The sequence below is a fragment of the Citrifermentans bremense R1 genome, assembly GCF_000426865.1.
GTDB classification, from domain to species: domain Bacteria; phylum Desulfobacterota; class Desulfuromonadia; order Geobacterales; family Geobacteraceae; genus Geomonas; species Geomonas bremensis.
The window spans coordinates 1-17,609 of sequence record NZ_AUGE01000019.1 but is presented as its reverse complement, the minus strand read 5'-3'; the positions used below and the strand labels follow the sequence as shown (position 1 = coordinate 17,609).

The following is a 17,609-nucleotide window of genomic DNA, read 5'->3' as shown; positions in this document are numbered from 1 at the left end:
TCGTATGAGTGCAAAGCATTGCACCATTTCCCCGTGGCGCGAGTTTCCCTTTGTTGTTGGTCTCTTTGCTAAATCAGCCACTTGCCTGTTACCGGCGGATTGGCACGAAGTGTGATAACTACCGATAAGTCACGCGGCGACGCAGGGAACCATCAATAGAGAGGTATCAGGATGCAGGCGGAAGGAACACTCTACTGCCGTTCTGCCTCACTGGTACAAAAGGGAGAGTCAGCATGAAGGGTTTAATGGCAACGGCGCTTTTGGCGGCAACGTTTCTGGTCTTGTCGGGTTGCTGCGGGTTGCATCACATCTGGTAATTGGATGCGGTCAGGCAAGGGGCAAGACGGCGCGGGTCCTGCTAGCGCTATCGCGTCTGACCCATGCGGAGTCAATGGTAATGAAACGTTTTTCCCTCATCCTCATATGCGCAGTGCTGTTGAGCTGCCAGCTTCTGGGCCAGGCGAACGCCGGTTTTTTCGGGTTCGGCTCAGAAGACAGGGGGAAGAGCGGCCTCGATTTCAGCCGGGGGTACGATCTGAACACGGTCGGGACATTCTCCGGGCGGGTGACGGAGTCGCCGCGGCTTGCTGAAAACGGGCAGTATCTCATCGAGATGGAGAGCGGATCGGAGACGGTGAATTTAAGCGTGGGGCCGGAGAACTTCTGGGGAAAAAAGGGCATTCCGGTGAAAGTCGACGACGAGATCACCGCCAAGGGGTCGCGTGCCCAGGGGCAAGACGGGAAAACCTATCTCCTCACGCAGAAGCTGGTAAACCGAAGTAACGGAAAACAGGTGGAAATACGAAGCGATCGCGGCGAGCCGGCATGGTCCGGACGTAGCGCCGGTGCAGCCCAGATGAGGGGTGGAATAGGATTCCAAGGCGGCGGGTTCATGCGCGGCGGAGGAATGATGGGTGGCGGCGGCATGATGAGGCGCTGATCGCGGCCCAGGAGTGCGAATGACTAGATTGAAAACCTTCCGGATCATGTTTTGCGTTCTGATGCAGGCACTTTGCCTGCTGACTCCGGGAGGGGTGCGTGCCGAAGGGCCATTGGTCTCGACCGGTGTCGGTTTCGAGTTCGCCTCGGGTTCGTACGGCCTGGGCACCAAGACCGATTCGGTCTACATCCCCTTCACGCTCGCGGTCTATCCCTCTGACCGGCTCGGGTTCATGCTTGAGATCCCGTACGTCTACCAGAGCAGTTCAGCCGTCAACACCGGCGTCCTCTTGGGGCCTGGGGGCGGGCAGATGACCGGGATGCGCAAAGAAGTAGCCGCAATGCCCGGTTCTGTTGGCACCATGCCCGGAACCGGCGGTGGCAGCGGGGGAGGGACCTCCTCCGTCAGCACGGTGTCGCACAAGTCACGCCAGGGGGTAGGGGACCTGACCCTCAAGGGGGGGTACGTCCTCGTGCAGGAAGGGGAGTTTGTTCCGAGGGTGCGTCCCTACCTCTTCGTCAAGGTCCCGACCGCCGACCGGGACCAGATGCTGGGGACAGGGGAATTCGACGAGGGATTCGCAGTGGAGTTCTCCAAGCAGTTCGGCAACTGGTACTCCTTCGCGGAGGGAGGCTACACCTTCCAGGGAAGCTCTCCTGTGCTCGCCTTGAAGGATTACTTCAGCTTTAACGCAGGAACAGGCTATCAAATCGGAGAAAGGTTTCTCCCCATGCTCATCGTAAAGGCATCCAGCGCTCCCATCGCCGGAGCCAGCGACCTGGTGGATTTGAGGCTCAAATTGAAATATCTTGCCGGCGTCAGGACCGGGGTCGAGGGGTATGTGGCCAAAGGAGTCACCCGCAGCACCCCCGATTACGGCGGCGGATTGGCCGTCTACTACGACTTCTAAAAATCAAAGGGAGGGAATGACATGAAAAAACAGATCATTGCAGCAGCGTTTATCACAGTAGCCATGCTGGCCGGGTGCGGCGGAGGCGGAGGGTCCACGGCGCCGACAGCCACCGTTGCGGGCAAAGTCGCCGACGGGTACCTGGTCGACGCCGTCGTATTCATGGACAAAAACGGCAATTACACCTTGGACGCGGGGGAGCCCAACACCGTAACAGACGCAAACGGCGGCTACACGCTTACTGTCGACCCCGCCGACATAGGTAAGTACCCCATCGTCGCGCTTGCAATCGCCGGCACCACCATAGACATGGACACCAAAACCCACGTCCTTCGCAGCTACCCATTGAGCCTCCCTAAAGAGAGCGTGACCGGCACGGTTAGCAGCGACAGCAATTTCCTGAGCCCGATATCGACCCAGCTTCGGGAGTTGATGGAGTCCGGCACTAGCATGCCGGACGCCATGGCTCAACTTAGAACCAGACTCAGCGCCGGGACCAACATCATGGCTGACTACATCGCTAGCCAGAATGAACCCATGCATACTGCTGCCCGAAACATGGCGGCGCTTATGGGAGCACAGTCGAACTTGATGTTCCGCAACTACTCCGGTACTGACCACCTCGACGTCACTCGCTACCGCAACATGATGGGCGCCATGTTCAGCAACATGTCCACGGTCAGGAACGGGATGCCATTACCTCAGATGGCCACCAACATAAGCAACATTCCCGCTGGTCTTCCTTACCAGAATACTTCCCCCTTCATGAACGGCATGACGTGGGGCAAATCCATGATGGGAGGAAAATAGACGGGCTAAGCTTTTACCTGCGGAGCTAATCCAGAAACGGCACCTATCGGCGGTTGAATCCCGTCGGCAGGTGCCGTTTTTCGTTTTCAACGTCGCCCTCACCCCGACCCTCTCCCACCAACGGCATCGCACACGGATTTAGCGGATGACGCGGATAAAATCGAATTGATCTTGAAAACACAAGTTTTGTCTTATCCGCGGTAATCGTTTTTGGATCCGCGTCATCCGCGTGCGATGTCTCTTCGGTATTTTCACAATGCACAAAGCTCAAGGTGACACTTCCGTATCATTGACTGTGAAACAACCTTTGCAGACTAAAATCGTGCTATGATTGAAAAGCCCACAACGTACTACAAGGGTCATTTCTGAATAACGGGGGGGCTGAGCATGTCCATACTGGTAGGGCAGGAAATGCTGGATGCAATCAAACGAGGCGAGATAGTCATAGATCCGCTGGATGAGTCTCAAATCGGTCCAGGTTCGGTCGATTTGACATTGGGAAACGACTTCAGGGTTTTCAAAAAAGAGATCGGGATTTGCCACGTACACAACGAGTCGGACTTTGCCGACGTTACTGACCTTGTCTCGTTGGCGGAAGGAGAATACATCACAATATCTCCCTGCGAAATGATCCTCGGCATCACCAGGGAACGGATCACGCTTGCAGAGACAATGGCGGGATGGTTGGAAGGCCGCAGCCGCTTCGCCCGCTTCGGCCTGGCTGTACACGTTACTGCGGGGTTCATGCAGCCTGGCATCTCTAATCACCAGGTGCTGGAAATCGTGAACTTGGGTCACAGGCCGTTGGCGCTTTATCCGGGCACCAAAATCTGCCAGTTTGTTTTCGAGCGTTGTATCGGATCGGCGCGATATCAGGGGCGGTTTGTCGACCAGGGAAAACCTTGAACATGAGGTGCCTTAGCTAAGCCTGCAGCGCCTCTCTGACCTTCGCCGCCAGCGCCTGGGTGGTAAAGGGCTTTTGCACGAAGCAGACCTCTCGTCCGATGTTGCCGCGCTCCGAGATGATGTCCGCTGTATATCCCGACATGAACAGGCACTTCATGTCGGGATGCGACCGTTGCAGCAGCTCCGACAAATCGCGCCCGTTCATGCCCGGCATGATGATGTCAGTCAGCAACAGGTCTATCTTCACCTGGCCGCCGTCCGCCATCTTCACAGCCTCGCCAGGGGTCCCAGCAGAGAGAACCCGGTACCCAAGCTCGGACAGCATGGTGGTGGCAAGCGCATTGATGGATGGCTCGTCCTCCACTATGAGTATGGTCTCGTTCCCCCTTATAGCCGCGACGCTCTTTTTTTGATGCTCCTGAACTTCCTCCTCGACAGCAGGGAAATAGATCCTGAAGCTGGTGCCGGCCCCGGGCTCGCTCTGCACCTCGATGTGCCCATCATTTTGCTTCACGATACCGAAAACGGTCGCCAGCCCCAGCCCAGTTCCGCGCCCAACCTCCTTTGTGGTGTAGAAGGGTTCGAAGATCCTTTCCATAACCTCGCGCCTCATGCCGCAGCCACTGTCGCTCACCTCGAGCATCACGCACCTTCCCTGGGGCATTTCCACCGCAGGCCCTAGTTTCTCAGGGGTCAATTCGATGTTCTCCGTCCGGATGTCCATTCTTCCGATTCCCGCGATGGCGTCCCTGGCGTTGACGCAGAGGTTGGCCATGATCTGGTCCAACTGGGTCGGATCCAGTTTCACTTTCCATATGTCCCGTCCCGGCGACCAGACGACCTCGATATCCTCGCCTATCAGCCTGTGCAGCATCTTCAGCATCTTGGCGATCACTTCGTTCAGATCGAGTACCTTGGGCTTTGCGTGCTGCTGGCGTGAGAAAGCGAGCAGTTGGCGGGTGATCTCGGCGGAGCGGTTGGCGGCGTAGAGAATCCCCTGCAGCCGTTCATGGAGTTTCCCTGAAGGCTCGACCCCCATCATGGCCAGCTCGGCATTGCCTATGATGACCCCCAGCATGTTGTTGAAATCATGCGCGACCCCTCCGGCCAGTTTGCCTACGGCCTCCATCTTCTGCGACTGGAGCAGTTGCTCGGCAAGCCCGGTCTTCTCGGCCTCCATCTTCGCCTTCTCCGTCAGGTCGCGTATCACTAGCACCATACCTGCCAGCCGGGCCGCGCTGTCTATGATGGGAGCGCCGATCACGGTTACCGTGCGGGAGACGCAGTCCCGGGACCATACCCGGTGCAGGCCGGAGAGCTCTATGGTCTGCCTTCGCTCCATTACCGCCTGAAGCGCTTCCCGGATGTCCGGGAGGGAGTCGCTTGGCTCGATGCAAAGAACCTGGTCCAGGCCTACGCCTGTGGCCTGTTTCTCGGTCCAGCCGGTCATAAGCTCGGCAACGTGGTTAACCAGCACGATTCTGCTTTCGGTGTCGGTGGCGATGACGCCGTCTCCGATGGATTGCAGCGTTACGGAGAGGCGTTCCTGTTCCGCTAACAGGCGCTGCTCGGCCCAAAGGAGTTCCCCCGACGAATGGTTCAGAGCATCGGCCAGCATGTCGATTTCGTATACCCCGCGCGACACCGAGACCTGCGCCCCCTTCCGGTTTTGCAGCTCATGGGCGAAGCGGGCCAGTTCCCGGACCGCCCGCAGCGGCGGCCTGACCACCAGTGCCATCAGCACGGTTCCCACGATGATCCAGAGCGTACCGATGACAAGCGTGCTGCGCCAGATTGCATGCAGGAGCCGCTGGGCCGTATCGAGGCTCAGGGCGATCTTGACCCAGCCAAGCTTTGCGCCGGCGACGATGGGAGACCAGCTCACCAGCTGGTTTCCCTCGCGCTTCAGAACGGGTTGGGACCCCTGCGGCACCCTGACCCACTTCACGTCGTAGCTCACCTCGGGCAGCTCGGCGCGGTTGGGGCGCACGATGTTGCACAGAAGGTTCCCATCCGGTTCGGCGACCTGGATGCTGACCACGTCGGGGAGATTGGCACTGTCCAGCATGTGCGCTTCCAACCCGGCGTATTCCCTTATCACCATGAAATGGGCCGCGTTGTCGGCGTTGCTGCGGGAGAGGATACGCAGGTTGTATGAGAGGGCTTGGATGTAGACAGAGGTCTGCCGGCTGCCGATCCACCAGCCGTAAACGGCAATGAGCATGGTGAGGATGAGGGCGAGGGAGACGATGATCTTTACTTCGAGGCGGCTCGTCATCTGGCTGGGCTACTTCGCCTGTTGCCGAGGTCCCTCAAGATCGACCTTGGTAAAGAAGCTGTAATCCCGCTTGAAGTTCGCCTTTATCGGATCGACAAGCTTCACGTCCTTCAGTATCCTGCGCCCTTCCTCCGACTGGTCCAGGGCGAGCACCGCCCTGGTCACGGCATCCTGGAGCTTTTGGGGGACGCGGGGGTGGGCCGCCAAAGGGTGCGGCGCTATCTTTTCGGTCCGCAGGATGATGCGGAACTCGCTGAGCATTTCGGGGGCGTCGTTGATGACGCTGGTGTCAAGGGTGACGCCGGCATCGACCTTCCCCAATAGGACGCTCTTGGCCACGTTGATAGTCGATCCACTGAAGGACGAGTTGTAGTTAATGGCGCCCTGACCGGTGAGCAGTGCGTGGCGGGTGATGACGCTGCAGATGGATCTGGGCCCGACGGAAGCGATCGTCTTACCCTTGAGATCGCTCACCTTGAGGTAGGGGGAGTCCTTTCTCACGAAGACCTGCCCCTGCAACGGATGGGAGCTGCGCACCAGCGGAACGTATTTCTGCTTCTGGTAGGCGAGATAGAACATGTTCGGCGCGGAATAAATGAGATCCGCCGCGCCTTTCTGCGTCTCCGACAGGAAGACGTCGATCTTCTCGTAAAGCTTCAGCTCGATTTCCACGCCCAGTTGCTTGGACAGGTACTGCACGAAAGGGGTCCAGTTCTTGTGCAGTGTTATGGCAGGCTGATTGGGGACAACTGCCAATGTATAGCTTCTTCTCGCTGGCTCTGCTGACAGTACAGGCAAGGCAAACAATAGAAGGATTGCGAAGGCGATACAGCTGGTATGCAGCTTTGAGCACATGGGCCCCTCCAGAACCATCGAGACCATTGTCGGCAATTGCTGATACAGTAAATAAGCCCTTCCGAATATTTTCCACATTATTTACATACCACAGAAATCCACAAATGTCAGGCACCTGTGCCTTTGGCGGTTACTACCGTGACAGTAAAGGCGGCGTCTCTGACAGATGTTCATGGAAAAATATATCATCCCGCCTGCGAGTGACGAACTCACCTTACCCTCAGCCAGTATTTCCATTACCTCGACAGATCATCTCTGTGCGCGTCATGAATGTTAAAGTGCTATAATTCGCACTTGTCTTCCAGGGGGATACCCCCTATAACACTTGCTGGCGCGGTACTGAAAGAAAGCCGAACAGGAGGCAAAGACATGAAGCAGGGTGACGGCGCGGCCATGCCCATGAACGCGGAAAAATTGGCAGCCATGGTGGAATCGTCTGGCGACGCGATTATCGCAATGAACGTGGACGGTACCATCAGCAGCTGGAACCCTGCTGCGACCAGCCTCTACGGGTATTCCGCGAAGGAAGCTGTAGGTTGTAACATCGCCATACTGGAATTGCCGGAGCACCCCGGCGAGATCGAGGCGGAACTGCAAGAGGTGCAAAGGGAGAAGCGATCACGGCACTATGACCGCTACCGCCGGCGCAAAGACGGCAGCCAGGTTTTCGTCTCGCTGACGCTCTCCCCGATACTGGACAGGCAAAATACGCTGATCGGCCTGTCCTCCATCGGTCGCGATGCTGAGGAACTGGTACAGAAACGTACCAAGGAACTGATGCAGGCCATCCGGGCGCTGCAGGTTGAGATCGCCGAGCGGCGCAGGGCAGAGGAGGCGCTTACCCAGAGCGAGGAGATGCTCCGCTTCGCGGCATTGGCGGCGGACATCGGCATATGGCACTACGATCTGCTGACGCGGGACCTGGTCTGGAGCGACAGGTGCAAGGAGTTGTTCGGCTACCCTCACGACTTCCAGATGACCTATGAAGCTTTCCTCGATGCCGTCGCGGAGGAGGACCGGCAGAGGGTAGACCAAGCGGTTCAGAGGGCTTTGCAGGACAAATCCGTGTATGCAGTAGAGCTGAGAGTGATGTTGCAGGACGGCCAGGTGCGCTGGGTGATGAGCAAAGGGCACGCCTTCTACGATAGCCAGGGGAAACCGCTGAGGATGGACGGCATAGCCTTGGACATCACCCAGACGAAAATGACGGAAGCGGCGTTATTGCGGGCCAAGGAGGAATGGGAAAGCACTTTCAACAGCGTCCCCGATCTCATCGCCATACTCGACGAAAAGTGCCGCATCGTCCGGGTCAACGAAGCCATGGCGCAGCGGGTCCATATCAATCCCGACGGGTGTGTCGGACTTTTTTGCTACCAGGTTCTTCACGGTGAGAATGCGCCGCCGCATTTCTGCCCCCACGGCCAGAGCCTGATGGACAATATGCAGCACATTGCCGAGGTATACGATCCGCACCTGACCGGGACCTTTCTGGTCAGCACCACGCCTCTTGTGGCCGCCGACGGCAAATCGATCGGAACGGTTCATGTCGCCAGGGACATAACGGAGCGCAAGAGGGCGGAGGAGGAGATCGCCCGGCTGAACGCCGATTTGGGGACGCATATTGCCGAACTGGAGGAGAGAAACCAGGAACTGGATGCCTTCAACCGCATGATATCCCACGACCTGCGGCAGCCCTTGAACATCATGTCCCTTGCGGGCCAGCACATCGAGATGCTGTGCAGCAGCGACAACCCCGAGTGCCGGCAAAGCGTGCAGACGCTGGAACAGGCGGTATTGCGCATGAATGCCATGATCGAGACGTTGCTCTCCTTCTCGCGCTCCACACATGGGGATCTGTTGCGCCAGGATTTGGATATCAGCGAAATGGTGCAGGTGATACTCGCGGAATTATATCTGGCCGAGCCTGTGCGCCGGATAAGGACCGTGATAGAAGAAGGGGTCATGGTCAATGCCGACACCCGCCTGTTGCGGACCGCGCTGGAAAACCTTCTGGGTAATGCCTGGAAATACACCGGCGGCCGCGAAGAGGGATACATCGAGTTCGGTATGAGGAAAGGGGAGGGAGAACCGGTCTACTTCATCAAGGACAACGGGATGGGGTTCGACATGGCCGATGCGGATAAGCTCTTCGTCCCGTTCCAGCGGCTGGCCGGGGCCGATGCGTTCAAAGGTTCGGGCATCGGTCTTGCGACCGTGGAAAAGATCATCAAGCGGCACGGCGGAAGAATCTGGGCGGAGGGCGAGCCGGACAAGGGAGCCACCTTCTGCTTCACGCTGGAAAGTTAAATCGCTTCGCTTCGCGAGCCTACACCAGCAGCATTTTAAACCCCGCAACCATCAGCACCAAAGACAACGCCTTCACTATTCCCGCCACCGGGAGCCTCGCGCTCCCAAGATACGACCCGATTACGCCACCGGAAAGCGCTGCGAAAGCAAGCGGCGGAACGAAAGAGGGGATCTGCTGCAGGCTGCTGACATGCCCGAGGAGCCCCGCCGCCGAGGGTCACAGGCGCACCCTCTCGGGAAAGAGTTCCAGGTCGGGAAGTTCATCATCTTCGAGCCCCCCCTGTTCAAACCACCGGTCCAGGAGCATGACCTCTACCTCGCTCCCCGCTTCCAGTGTCGACTGGGGCGCCAGCTTCATCAAGCCGTTGCCCAAGGTCAGGGAGGAAAGCCTTCCCGAGCTTTGATTGCCCGTAGTGGAGACCTCATAGCGCTCTTTGTGCCGTGAGACGATGCCGCGCACCAGGTGCGGCCGCTCCCCGTTGTTGCTGGCGCGCTCCTGCAAGAGCGCGTTCACCACGGGACGCAGGATGCGCCTATGCCCCATCGCTTTCATGATCGACGGGCGCACGAAGAGTTCGAAGGAGACCATGGCGGCAACAGGGTTTCCGGGTAGGGCGAAGACCGGCTTACCCTTCAGCTGCGCGAAGGCCAACGGCTTACCCGGCTTCATGTTGACCTTCCAGAACTGGATCTCGCCTCCCAACCGCTCTATGGCCGCCTTGACGTAATCCCTGTCCCCGACCGATACCCCTCCTGAGACGACCAGCATGTCCGCGTCCAACCCCGCCTTGATCTTGTCGCAGGTCTCCTCAAGCGTGTCTGCGGCGATACCGAGGACAATGGGTTCGCCTCCCGCTTCGACGACCTGCGCGGCGAGGCTGTAACTGTTGCTGTCGATGAGCTTGCCGGGGGAGGGGGGGGATCCTGGTTCGAGGAGTTCATCGCCGGTGGCGAGGATGGCGACTCTCGCTTTGCGGTAAAGCGACAAGGACGTTTTTCCCATGGCGCAGAGCATGCCGATCTCCTGGGGGCGGAGCACCGAGCCGGCAGGTATGACGACATTGCCGCAGGCTATGTCCTCGCCACGCCTGCGGACGTGGTTGCCAGCCTTGACCGGCGACTTAAGCCGGACCAGATCCCCCTGCAACTCTACCTCCTCGATGGGAACCACGGTGTCGCATCCGGGAGGGATGGGGGCACCGGTCATGATCCTGATGGCGCACCCTGCCGGAACGGAAACGTTTATTACCTCCCCGGCAGGGAGAAAACCGATTATCTTCAGCTCGACCGGGTCAGCGCTTTGGTGGCGGAATGCGAAGCCGTCCATGGCGGAGTTGTCAGCTGCGGGGATGTCCCAGGGAGCGAGATGGTTCTCCGGAGTAACCCGGTTCAGCCCCTGGGAGACCGGAACATTCTCCGTTTCCAGCGGGACTATCTGCTTGAAGACGGTGCGTTGCGCTTGCTCGATGCTGATCATTGATGCGCTCCCTGTTGTATTTCAGAACCCAGGCTGTGTGAACTTGGCATTTACCGACTCCTCGAAATCCTGCTGCAGCGGGTCCCCTCACCGCACCGAAACATCGGCTTCGCACGCCCTATGGCGCCAGCCAAACGAGCGCCGCGACGACCAGTGCCTCGACACCGGTTTCCAACGTGGGATGGATCACGGGGGCAAATTGTGGGCTATGGTTGACCGGCAGCTCATTGAGCGTTCCAGCCGCTTTGGCCTTTGCATAGGTTTCCCTTTCGGTACCGCCAACGAACCAGAAGACCGACGGAACCTGCCAGGCCGTGCCGAAACAGCCGAAGTCCTCGCTGGCCGGCGCCGGTCCGGTATGGTGCACCCGTGCCGGGGAGAAATGCGCGCGGAACGCGTCGGCGATCCGTTGGCTCGCCGCCTCGTCATTCACATTGAGGGGATACCGGTCTAACGGCGTGATCTCCGGTTTCCGGGGGGAACCCGATGCTGCGGCCTCGGCGTTGACGATGCGCTCGATCGCCGCCAGCACGCGCTTCCGGACGCCGGCATCGAAGGTCCGAACATTCAGCTTTATTATCGCCTCGTCCGGGATTATGTTCTCTTTCGTGCCGGCTTGCAAAACGCCGATCGTGACGACCGCAGCCTCAGTCGCGGCCACCTCGCGCGAAACGACAGTCTGAAGCCTAAGGACCGTCGCCGCCGCCATGACAACGGGATCGATGCTGGCTTGCGGCATCGATCCGTGTGCACCACGACCGAACAGCCTGATTTGAAGGCTGTCCGCCGCCGAGGTGATGGGACCGGCGCTTCCGGCGATGTCGCCGGTCGCTCCGAGCATTACGTGCTGCGCAAGTACGACAACTGGTCGGGGAAAACGCGCAAGAAAATTATCGTCGATCATGGCCTGTGCGCCCTGAGCCGTCTCCTCGCCGGGCTGGAAGACCACCATCAGCGTCCCCCGCCAGGATTCCAACTCCTGAGCGAACAAGGCGGCGGCGCCGGCGAGCCAGGCCATATGCATGTCATGGCCGCACATATGTCCGACCGGCACGGTCTTTCCTTCGGCATCCGTCGTGGTCACTTGACTCGCGTAGGAAAGGCCGGTCGCCTCTTCAATGGGTAGCGCATCCATGTCGGCGCGCAGCATGACCGTCGGCCCTTCCCCGTTACGGAGCAGTCCTACCACCCCCGTCTTTCCTACGCCGGTCGTCACCTCATAACCGGCCCTGCGAAGCCAGTCCGCAGCTAGCGCAGCGGATCGGGTCTCTTGCATCGACAACTCGGGGTGGGCATGCAGGTCTTTGTACAGGGCTTCAAGGTCGGGGTTCAGCCGGTCGAGATTGTTCAGGACATGCTCCGAGGCAGTTGCTGTCGTCGTGTTCATAACTGTCGTCCTCACAATGCTGGTGGATCAAACATCCTGAACAATACCAGTCAATTACCTAATTACAACCACACAATATCAATCTCACCTCATCTAAATAATGCGCATGTGCGGACGCTTCAATCGGTTTAGCGTTCAGTTTCAGAGACGCCCAAGCTTGTTGCGCCTCATGTTGACATGTCTCTAGTTGATGTGATAATACGGGTCTCCATACTTGATACACGATAATACTCAACCACCCGCGAGGGTGGGGCGGAAAGCCTACAGGGTCTCCTTGAGACAGCCGGGTTGCCGAAATATCAACGCGATATTCAGCCCCGGCTTTTTTGCGTCTGCATTATAATCAATAACGTGGATCTGCATTCACAAGGAGGAGAATTTATGAGACAGAGAAAAATCATATTTGCAGTGTTGGCCCTGGTGATGGCCCTTTCTGCCACAGAGGCCTTTGCAGAAAGTGGTGCAACCAAGATCGAGGACTGCATCGAGGTTGTCAAAGCCATCAAGGCCATACCGGAACAGGGTGTTCCTCCTATGCTTTTGAAGGACGCCCAAGCTATCGCTGTTATTCCAGGTGTCATCAAGGTGGGCTTCGTCATCGGCGGCAGGTACGGCACCGGGGTTCTTACCGTGCGCGACGCAAAGGGAAACTGGTCCGCACCTGTCTTCATCAAAATTGCCGGCGGCAGCCTCGGGTGGCAGATCGGAGCGGAATCGACCGACCTTGTCCTCGTGTTTAAAACCAAAAAGAGCGTGGACGGCTTATTCCAGGGGAGGTTTACCCTGGGCGCCGACGCGTCTGTAGCTGCAGGGCCGGTGGGGAGAAGCGCCGAAGGGGCCACCGACCTTACGCTCAAGGCTGAGATCTACTCCTATTCGCGCAGCCGGGGCCTTTTTGCCGGAGTGGCGCTGAACGGTGCCGCCATCATGGTGGACGACGACGCCAATGTCTCGTACTACGGCAGCAAGTACCTAGGTCCCAAAAGCGTGGTGACGGGGGAGGGGGGAGAAAGGACTCCCGCTGTAACCAAACTGCTGGAACTCATGTGAGAACCAGACTGCGATTTGATGCAGTAAACAAAGAAACCCGCCTCGGCAAACTGCAGAGGCGGGTTTCTTTGTTTAGGTCCCTGCTAGCTTCTAGAAGAGGTAGTAAAGGGAAACGGCGCCCTTGAATCCATCGACGGAAGTCGCGCGGACGTCGAGCTCCTTCAATGTCGAATCGGTTTCGACAACGTAGGCAACGCTCGGCAGCAGATAGAAGTTATGCGCCAGCTGGATGTAGCTGGCCACTTCGAAGGTGAAGTTCTCGTTGGCGGTCACTTCGCGGGTGGAGGTGTTGAAGTTCGCATCGACCTTGACGTCGAGCGTAACGTCGTGGTTCAGTTCCTTCTCAAGGCCGAGGGAAACGGTATGGGTGTCCTGCTCGTCGTGGTTCCTGATGGTGGCGCGGTAGACGGCGTAGGGGATGTTGTGGTGCCCCATGTTGGCGCTCGCTGCAATGAAGGGGCTCACGTCGGTGGTGCCGGACCCTGCGTTGTTGCCGCCGGCGGTATCGAACTTGACGCCGAGGCCGGTCACGACGGTGCACGGCTTCTCTTCGCCACCCAGCAGGCGGTATTTCGCTTCGACAGCGAAGTCACCGAAGCCGTCGCTTTTCCCGTATCTCCGCTCACCGCTGTCCAACTGCTCCTTTTCCCGCTCGCTGAATACATAGGGGACCGATGCGGAGACTTCCAGGCCGCTTCCAAGGCCGACGCCCACAGAGTAGACGGACTCGGTGGCATTCGTGGTGAATTTGCCGAACCCGGCAGGAGAGCTGAGCTTGCCGCTGGAGTGGGAATATTCAAAGAGAGCCTGAGCCTCAACCTGCTTCTTGTCGAGGACGTCCGTGATCAGCAACTTGTGTTCCGCGCGCGCTGCGGTCGAGGTCAAAAGTACTCCGCCAACTACTGCCAGAATCATCTTCTTCATGAAACATACTCCTCCTGAAATAAATTATCCTCGTCTCTAACACGCAGAGCAGCGCTGACAGTGAAATATTCTACGTTGAATAAACACTGAGTACGCACTCGACGAATTAGGACCAGGAACTCCTCATTAATACAACAAATCCACTTCCGTGACAACCATAAACACATTTATTGCCAAGGTAGCCACGCATAATCACGTAATCGGAATGTGTTCACTGTGTCTGTACTCCTGCCTATCCAGAGCGACATCAAAAGCCGGGAGAAGGGGTGAAGAATATACTACGCGGTCTGTTGGATATTCTATGGCGCCCCAGAACACCTATGCGCAAAGCACTCAATTTTATAATAGTTTCTTGAATGGCACGCCAAATGCTTAAACCAAGTCGGTGCTGATGACTTGAGTGCAGGCTTTGCAGCGCGGCCGGAGAGTTCCCTCTCCGAATAACAACAAGGAGGACGGTATGAAAAGACTGGTTGTAGTACTGATGGCAATGGGGTTGTTTGCGGCAATGCCGGCGTTTGCTGCCGAGCATGAGGGGATGAAGATGGACACCAAGGAGGGTGTAAGGGAATGTGCCGTCCAGGCCGAGTCCATCCAGAAGAAGATCAAGCGGGTCCAGGGCGAAATCAAGAAAGGGTCCCAGAAGTATACTGCTGAGGAGCTTCAGCAACTGCAACAGAAACTGAAAGAAGCGAACGAGGTACTGGACAGCATCTCCAAGCAGTAACGGTGCAAAAGAGGCGGGCCCACCTTCGGGCCCGCCTCTTTAATTTCCGCAGATTCGGTGGAATATGCGATAGTGATTTTTTGTATAGTCCGACGTCGAGGTTGAACAGCAATTGGTGGGGTTACGGCCCTGTTGATTATGTCGATTGCCTAGAACTATTGCCCGACAATCCACAACCCATTGGAGTAGAATGTATGAATAGCAAATACGCAGTAAGTGCCCTCTGTTTGGTTTCTTCGGTTCTATTGTACCGACCAGCATTTGGCCATGGCACCGAAACACATGGCAAGGCTAAACATGCCGACGTCCAAATGAAGAAAATGCACCATATGATGCCAAGGTTTTCAGCAGCTGCGGCAAGTCTTGAAGCTGCTCTGGCAAAAGAAGACCTTACTGCGGCTGAGGCGGAAGCCAATAAGATCCTGTCTGCACTCCCAGACCTGGAGAAGTCCAAACCGCACAAGAATCTCAAAGAAGGCCCGAGGTTTGTGGAGCTGGCAAAGAAGGAAAAGCTGGCTGTCGCCACGACCATGGATATCGCTAAAAAGGGTGACTTTGCGGCGGCGCTGGCAGCGTTCAAGAAGGCCGAGGCAGTCTGCGCGGAATGCCACGCCAAGTTCCGCGATTAGTGCCTTATCTTGTGTTGGAGGTGCCCTGTGGGAAGCCTGACTACTTTAGAAGAAAGAATCATCGAGAAGTTGGCGCAGCACAAAAAACAGCTCGCGGTGAAACAACAGCAGCTTGACCAGAGCATGAAGGAGTTGTTGGAACAGAGGGAGCGATTGTCTGCCGTGGCGGAGTCCCGGGTCGAGACCGTCATCATGCCGCGCCTGGAACGCCTGGCTCGCCAGTTCCAGAATGCCGAGATCGAGGTAGTGCACACCGATGAAGGCTTTATCTCCACCTGCAGGTTTGCGCACACCCCTCAGTTTCCTGCAACGGTGAGGCTCAGTATCGAGCTGCTGCCAGCCTCTTCCGATCAGTTGACCGCGCGATATGACCTTAGCATTCTCCCTGCCTTGATGGAATATTCCCAAAATGCCGAGAAGAACATTCAGTTGGGAGACGAGGAATCCCTAGCAGCATGGGTGGAAGACAGGGTCCTTGCCTTTCTCGATGATTACCTCAGGCTGGAAACTCACCCGCTTTACCAGAAGGACAACCTAGTTATCGACGTCGTTTGCGGCATGCATATTTCCTTTGTTTCAGCAGCGACGACCCTGGAGCGTAACGGCTACACCTACTATTTCTGCTCCGAGCACTGCAGGGACCTGTTTCTGGAGAAGTTTGAAGACGCCGTCGCCCACCATGAGGCCGAGAAGAAGGTGTGATTGTTAACGGCCGAAGACATCTCGAATGGTGTCCCGGTGCTCTTTCTCCCCGTTTTTTCCTTCTCGTAAAGCTTCCATATCAATTCGCTTAAAAGATGACCACGGCATTTCGCAATTGCATCGGCGTCTTGACTAACTAACCTGAAAACGGTGTGTGCGCCATAAGTTGTACAGTGCACACACCGTTGCCTTCCCTTCACAACCCGATCAGGACATCTTCATCATAACCATTCCTGTATTTCCGACCTGGATCATTACCGTGGTGGACTTAGTCGGGTCCGCGATGCTTGTTGCCTTGACCATGAAAATCCCCGCCGAACTTGGGGCCTTGTAAAGCCCTGTGGAAGAGATGCTGCCGCCGTTGGCGGTGATGACCGACCAAGTAACTGGAACACTTGCCGTGAACTGTTGCGCACCACCCACCTGCAGTCTGATCGTTGACGGTGATACAGCTATCGCGCTTGATGTGGGCGCGGTACCGGGCGTAACTATATTTCCAGACATCATGGTGCCGGCTGCCATGTTACCCATGGGGCCAGTGAATACTGCGGTGCCATTGGCGTAGATCATGCTGACGTTTCCATTATGATCTATGGTCATTTTCACGTCATCGAACATCTTGTCTAAACCTTGCCCGATGGTGAAAGATCCCGTCATGGGATCCATGTTCGTCGCACCGTACTGGTTCAGGAGCGGTACCATTTTCTGCTGGAATTGCTGATACGATGCAGGCTCACTAGCCATCATCGAAACCATGGTCGTTGAATTGGGCGATCTGTAGAAGCTGTTTAGGGACGACATATTATTGAAGCTTCCCATATTGGCGACCATGAGCGTTGTCGCGGGGTTTATGTTGGCAGTCCCAGCCCCTGCACTCATAGAGTACAATGCACCAGCCCGCAGCATGAACGGAGGGGTTTTGCCGCTGACGTTAAACGAAAAGCTGCCGGTTTGCGGATTTATTGTCGTGTTCGTCTCACTGTTGGCGGAATCCTTTAGGAATACAGTCCCGCTCATAGGCATGCCTGTGGCCGCAACTCCCGATACTGTCGGTGCACTAGAGCCACCACCACCGCCACATCCGGCCAGTGTTAGAGTGAGAATAGCGGCAGAGACAAAGGTTGCTTTAATTCTTCTCATGATGTGATCTCCTTTTTAAAATTTTCGGAAGTTTTTAGCAAAGGCTAGTATATCCGGTTGAGTGGGTGGATCAAGGCCCTCCAGGATTAATATGCCGAAATATCGAAACTTTGTATTCAGCACAGGATTTGCGAGAGGAATTGGCTGTCTGGAGAAAAGGGGGAACCAGTTTCGGAAAAGTGGAACTGTTTTCCACAAAACTGTACCGGATTAAAAAAAAGCTGAACCGGTTTCAGGAAAAGCGGAACTGTTTTCCTCAAAACTGTTACCAGATTAGAAAAAAGCTGAACCGTTGAGTGGACCCTATAGTCAAGACAATAAAGCATCGAGTTTAAGGTGGTGCCCGATCGCGCAGCTGACCGGCGCTGCCCCGATTTTGAGCGTGGTTTTACGCTCAACAAATTTGTCTACGATTCTTGCTCCGCCGCCGCTGGCCGTATGGTAGACCTCGACTGGAGTGCGGTTGCCCAGCGATTGATGGGGCCGCTCCGTGTTGTAAAACTCGAAATACTGTGTCAGACCCAACTGTAATCCGAGCATGTCGACGTACCCTTTCAGGTACACATC

15 protein-coding genes, 1 pseudogene and 1 riboswitch are annotated in these 17,609 nt (G+C 56.8%); of the genes and pseudogenes, 9 read left to right on the top strand and 7 right to left on the bottom strand.

Going from position 1 to position 17,609, the window contains the following annotated elements:
- Positions 1-397 precede the first annotated feature (397 nt).
- The 4 genes from K419_RS0112385 to dcd all read left to right on the top strand — a co-directional run bounded on the left by K419_RS0112385 (position 398) and on the right by dcd (position 3,566).
- Complete coding sequence (locus K419_RS0112385; RefSeq protein WP_051293014.1) at positions 398-940, top strand: hypothetical protein; 543 nt, start codon at positions 398-400, stop codon at positions 938-940.
- Between the two features lie 19 nt (positions 941-959).
- Positions 960-1,850: a transporter gene (locus tag K419_RS0112380; protein WP_026841872.1), complete on the top strand. Its 891-nt coding sequence runs from the start codon at positions 960-962 to the stop codon at positions 1,848-1,850.
- Between the two features lie 63 nt (positions 1,851-1,913).
- Positions 1,914-2,660, top strand: a complete 747-nt coding sequence (locus K419_RS0112375) for a hypothetical protein (protein WP_226377696.1) — start codon at positions 1,914-1,916, stop codon at positions 2,658-2,660.
- Positions 2,661-3,047: 387 nt separating this feature from the next.
- Positions 3,048-3,566 carry a dCTP deaminase gene (gene dcd, locus K419_RS0112370; protein ID WP_026841870.1) on the top strand — a complete coding sequence of 173 codons (519 nt, stop codon included), beginning with the start codon at positions 3,048-3,050 and terminating at the stop codon, positions 3,564-3,566.
- Between the two features lie 16 nt (positions 3,567-3,582).
- Here dcd and K419_RS0112365 read toward each other — a convergent pair whose 3' ends face one another.
- Together K419_RS0112365 and K419_RS0112360 are read right to left on the bottom strand one after the other, a co-directional pair.
- Positions 3,583-5,844 (bottom strand): ATP-binding protein, encoded by a 2,262-nt coding sequence (locus tag K419_RS0112365; protein ID WP_026841869.1) that lies wholly within the window; start codon positions 5,842-5,844, stop codon positions 3,583-3,585.
- Between the two features lie 9 nt (positions 5,845-5,853).
- Complete coding sequence (locus K419_RS0112360; protein WP_226377695.1) at positions 5,854-6,600, bottom strand: phosphate/phosphite/phosphonate ABC transporter substrate-binding protein; 747 nt, start codon at positions 6,598-6,600, stop codon at positions 5,854-5,856.
- Positions 6,601-7,068: 468 nt separating this feature from the next.
- Between K419_RS0112360 and K419_RS0112355 the strand changes: the two genes are divergently transcribed.
- Entirely contained in the window at positions 7,069-9,006 is a 1,938-nt protein-coding gene (locus K419_RS0112355; protein WP_026841867.1) for a PAS domain-containing sensor histidine kinase, read from the top strand.
- Positions 9,007-9,223: 217 nt separating this feature from the next.
- Here K419_RS0112355 and K419_RS22030 read toward each other — a convergent pair whose 3' ends face one another.
- Together K419_RS22030 and K419_RS0112345 are read right to left on the bottom strand one after the other, a co-directional pair.
- Positions 9,224-10,483 carry a molybdopterin molybdotransferase MoeA gene (locus K419_RS22030; RefSeq protein ID WP_051293011.1) on the bottom strand — a complete coding sequence of 420 codons (1,260 nt, stop codon included), beginning with the start codon at positions 10,481-10,483 and terminating at the stop codon, positions 9,224-9,226.
- A gap of 118 nt (positions 10,484-10,601) precedes the next feature.
- Positions 10,602-11,870, bottom strand: a complete 1,269-nt coding sequence (locus K419_RS0112345) for a M20 family metallopeptidase (RefSeq protein ID WP_026841866.1) — start codon at positions 11,868-11,870, stop codon at positions 10,602-10,604.
- A 219-nt stretch (positions 11,871-12,089) separates the two neighbouring features.
- A riboswitch (cyclic di-GMP riboswitch) is annotated at positions 12,090-12,166 on the top strand.
- A gap of 85 nt (positions 12,167-12,251) precedes the next feature.
- On the opposite strand from K419_RS0112345, the gene K419_RS0112340 reads away from it, so the two are divergent.
- On the top strand, positions 12,252-12,920 hold the full coding sequence (locus K419_RS0112340; RefSeq protein ID WP_026841865.1) for a lipid-binding SYLF domain-containing protein: 669 nt from the start codon (positions 12,252-12,254) through the stop codon (positions 12,918-12,920).
- Between the two features lie 90 nt (positions 12,921-13,010).
- Here the strand turns inward: K419_RS0112340 and K419_RS0112335 are convergent, their stop codons facing one another.
- On the bottom strand, positions 13,011-13,844 hold the full coding sequence (locus K419_RS0112335; protein ID WP_026841864.1) for a hypothetical protein: 834 nt from the start codon (positions 13,842-13,844) through the stop codon (positions 13,011-13,013).
- 460 nt (positions 13,845-14,304) lie between these two features.
- Between K419_RS0112335 and K419_RS0112330 the strand changes: the two genes are divergently transcribed.
- The 3 genes from K419_RS0112330 (at position 14,305) to K419_RS0112320 (ending at position 15,902) form a co-directional block, all read left to right on the top strand.
- Positions 14,305-14,571 (top strand): hypothetical protein, encoded by a 267-nt coding sequence (locus tag K419_RS0112330; protein ID WP_026841863.1) that lies wholly within the window; start codon positions 14,305-14,307, stop codon positions 14,569-14,571.
- A gap of 194 nt (positions 14,572-14,765) precedes the next feature.
- Entirely contained in the window at positions 14,766-15,200 is a 435-nt protein-coding gene (locus tag K419_RS0112325; protein ID WP_026841862.1) for a cytochrome c, read from the top strand.
- A 27-nt stretch (positions 15,201-15,227) separates the two neighbouring features.
- A complete protein-coding gene (locus K419_RS0112320; RefSeq protein WP_026841861.1) occupies positions 15,228-15,902 on the top strand; it encodes a YHS domain-containing protein in 675 nt (224 codons plus the stop codon).
- A gap of 207 nt (positions 15,903-16,109) precedes the next feature.
- Here K419_RS0112320 and K419_RS0112315 read toward each other — a convergent pair whose 3' ends face one another.
- A complete protein-coding gene (locus K419_RS0112315) occupies positions 16,110-17,042 on the bottom strand; it encodes a hypothetical protein (protein ID WP_156912212.1) in 933 nt (310 codons plus the stop codon).
- Positions 17,043-17,441: 399 nt separating this feature from the next.
- Positions 17,442-17,609: pseudogene (locus K419_RS22025) on the bottom strand (integrase core domain-containing protein); the annotation flags it as partial.

Excerpts from the sequence above, each read along its gene's own strand:
- K419_RS0112335 (WP_026841864.1), bottom strand. The coding sequence starts at position 13,844 with ATGAAGAAGATGATTCTGGCAGTAGTTGGCGGAGTACTTTTGACCTCG.
- dcd (WP_026841870.1), top strand. The coding sequence starts at position 3,048 with ATGTCCATACTGGTAGGGCAGGAAATGCTGGATGCAATCAAACGAGGC.
- K419_RS0112330 (WP_026841863.1), top strand. The coding sequence starts at position 14,305 with ATGAAAAGACTGGTTGTAGTACTGATGGCAATGGGGTTGTTTGCGGCA.
- K419_RS0112315 (WP_156912212.1), bottom strand. The coding sequence starts at position 17,042 with ATGAGAAGAATTAAAGCAACCTTTGTCTCTGCCGCTATTCTCACTCTA.
- K419_RS0112365 (WP_026841869.1), bottom strand. The coding sequence starts at position 5,844 with ATGACGAGCCGCCTCGAAGTAAAGATCATCGTCTCCCTCGCCCTCATC.
- K419_RS0112380 (WP_026841872.1), top strand. The coding sequence starts at position 960 with ATGACTAGATTGAAAACCTTCCGGATCATGTTTTGCGTTCTGATGCAG.
- K419_RS0112340 (WP_026841865.1), top strand. The coding sequence starts at position 12,252 with ATGAGACAGAGAAAAATCATATTTGCAGTGTTGGCCCTGGTGATGGCC.
- K419_RS0112355 (WP_026841867.1), top strand. The coding sequence starts at position 7,069 with ATGAAGCAGGGTGACGGCGCGGCCATGCCCATGAACGCGGAAAAATTG.
- K419_RS0112345 (WP_026841866.1), bottom strand. The coding sequence starts at position 11,870 with ATGAACACGACGACAGCAACTGCCTCGGAGCATGTCCTGAACAATCTC.
- K419_RS0112375 (WP_226377696.1), top strand. The coding sequence starts at position 1,914 with ATGCTGGCCGGGTGCGGCGGAGGCGGAGGGTCCACGGCGCCGACAGCC.
- K419_RS22030 (WP_051293011.1), bottom strand. The coding sequence starts at position 10,483 with ATGATCAGCATCGAGCAAGCGCAACGCACCGTCTTCAAGCAGATAGTC.
- K419_RS0112325 (WP_026841862.1), top strand. The coding sequence starts at position 14,766 with ATGAATAGCAAATACGCAGTAAGTGCCCTCTGTTTGGTTTCTTCGGTT.
- K419_RS0112385 (WP_051293014.1), top strand. The coding sequence starts at position 398 with ATGAAACGTTTTTCCCTCATCCTCATATGCGCAGTGCTGTTGAGCTGC.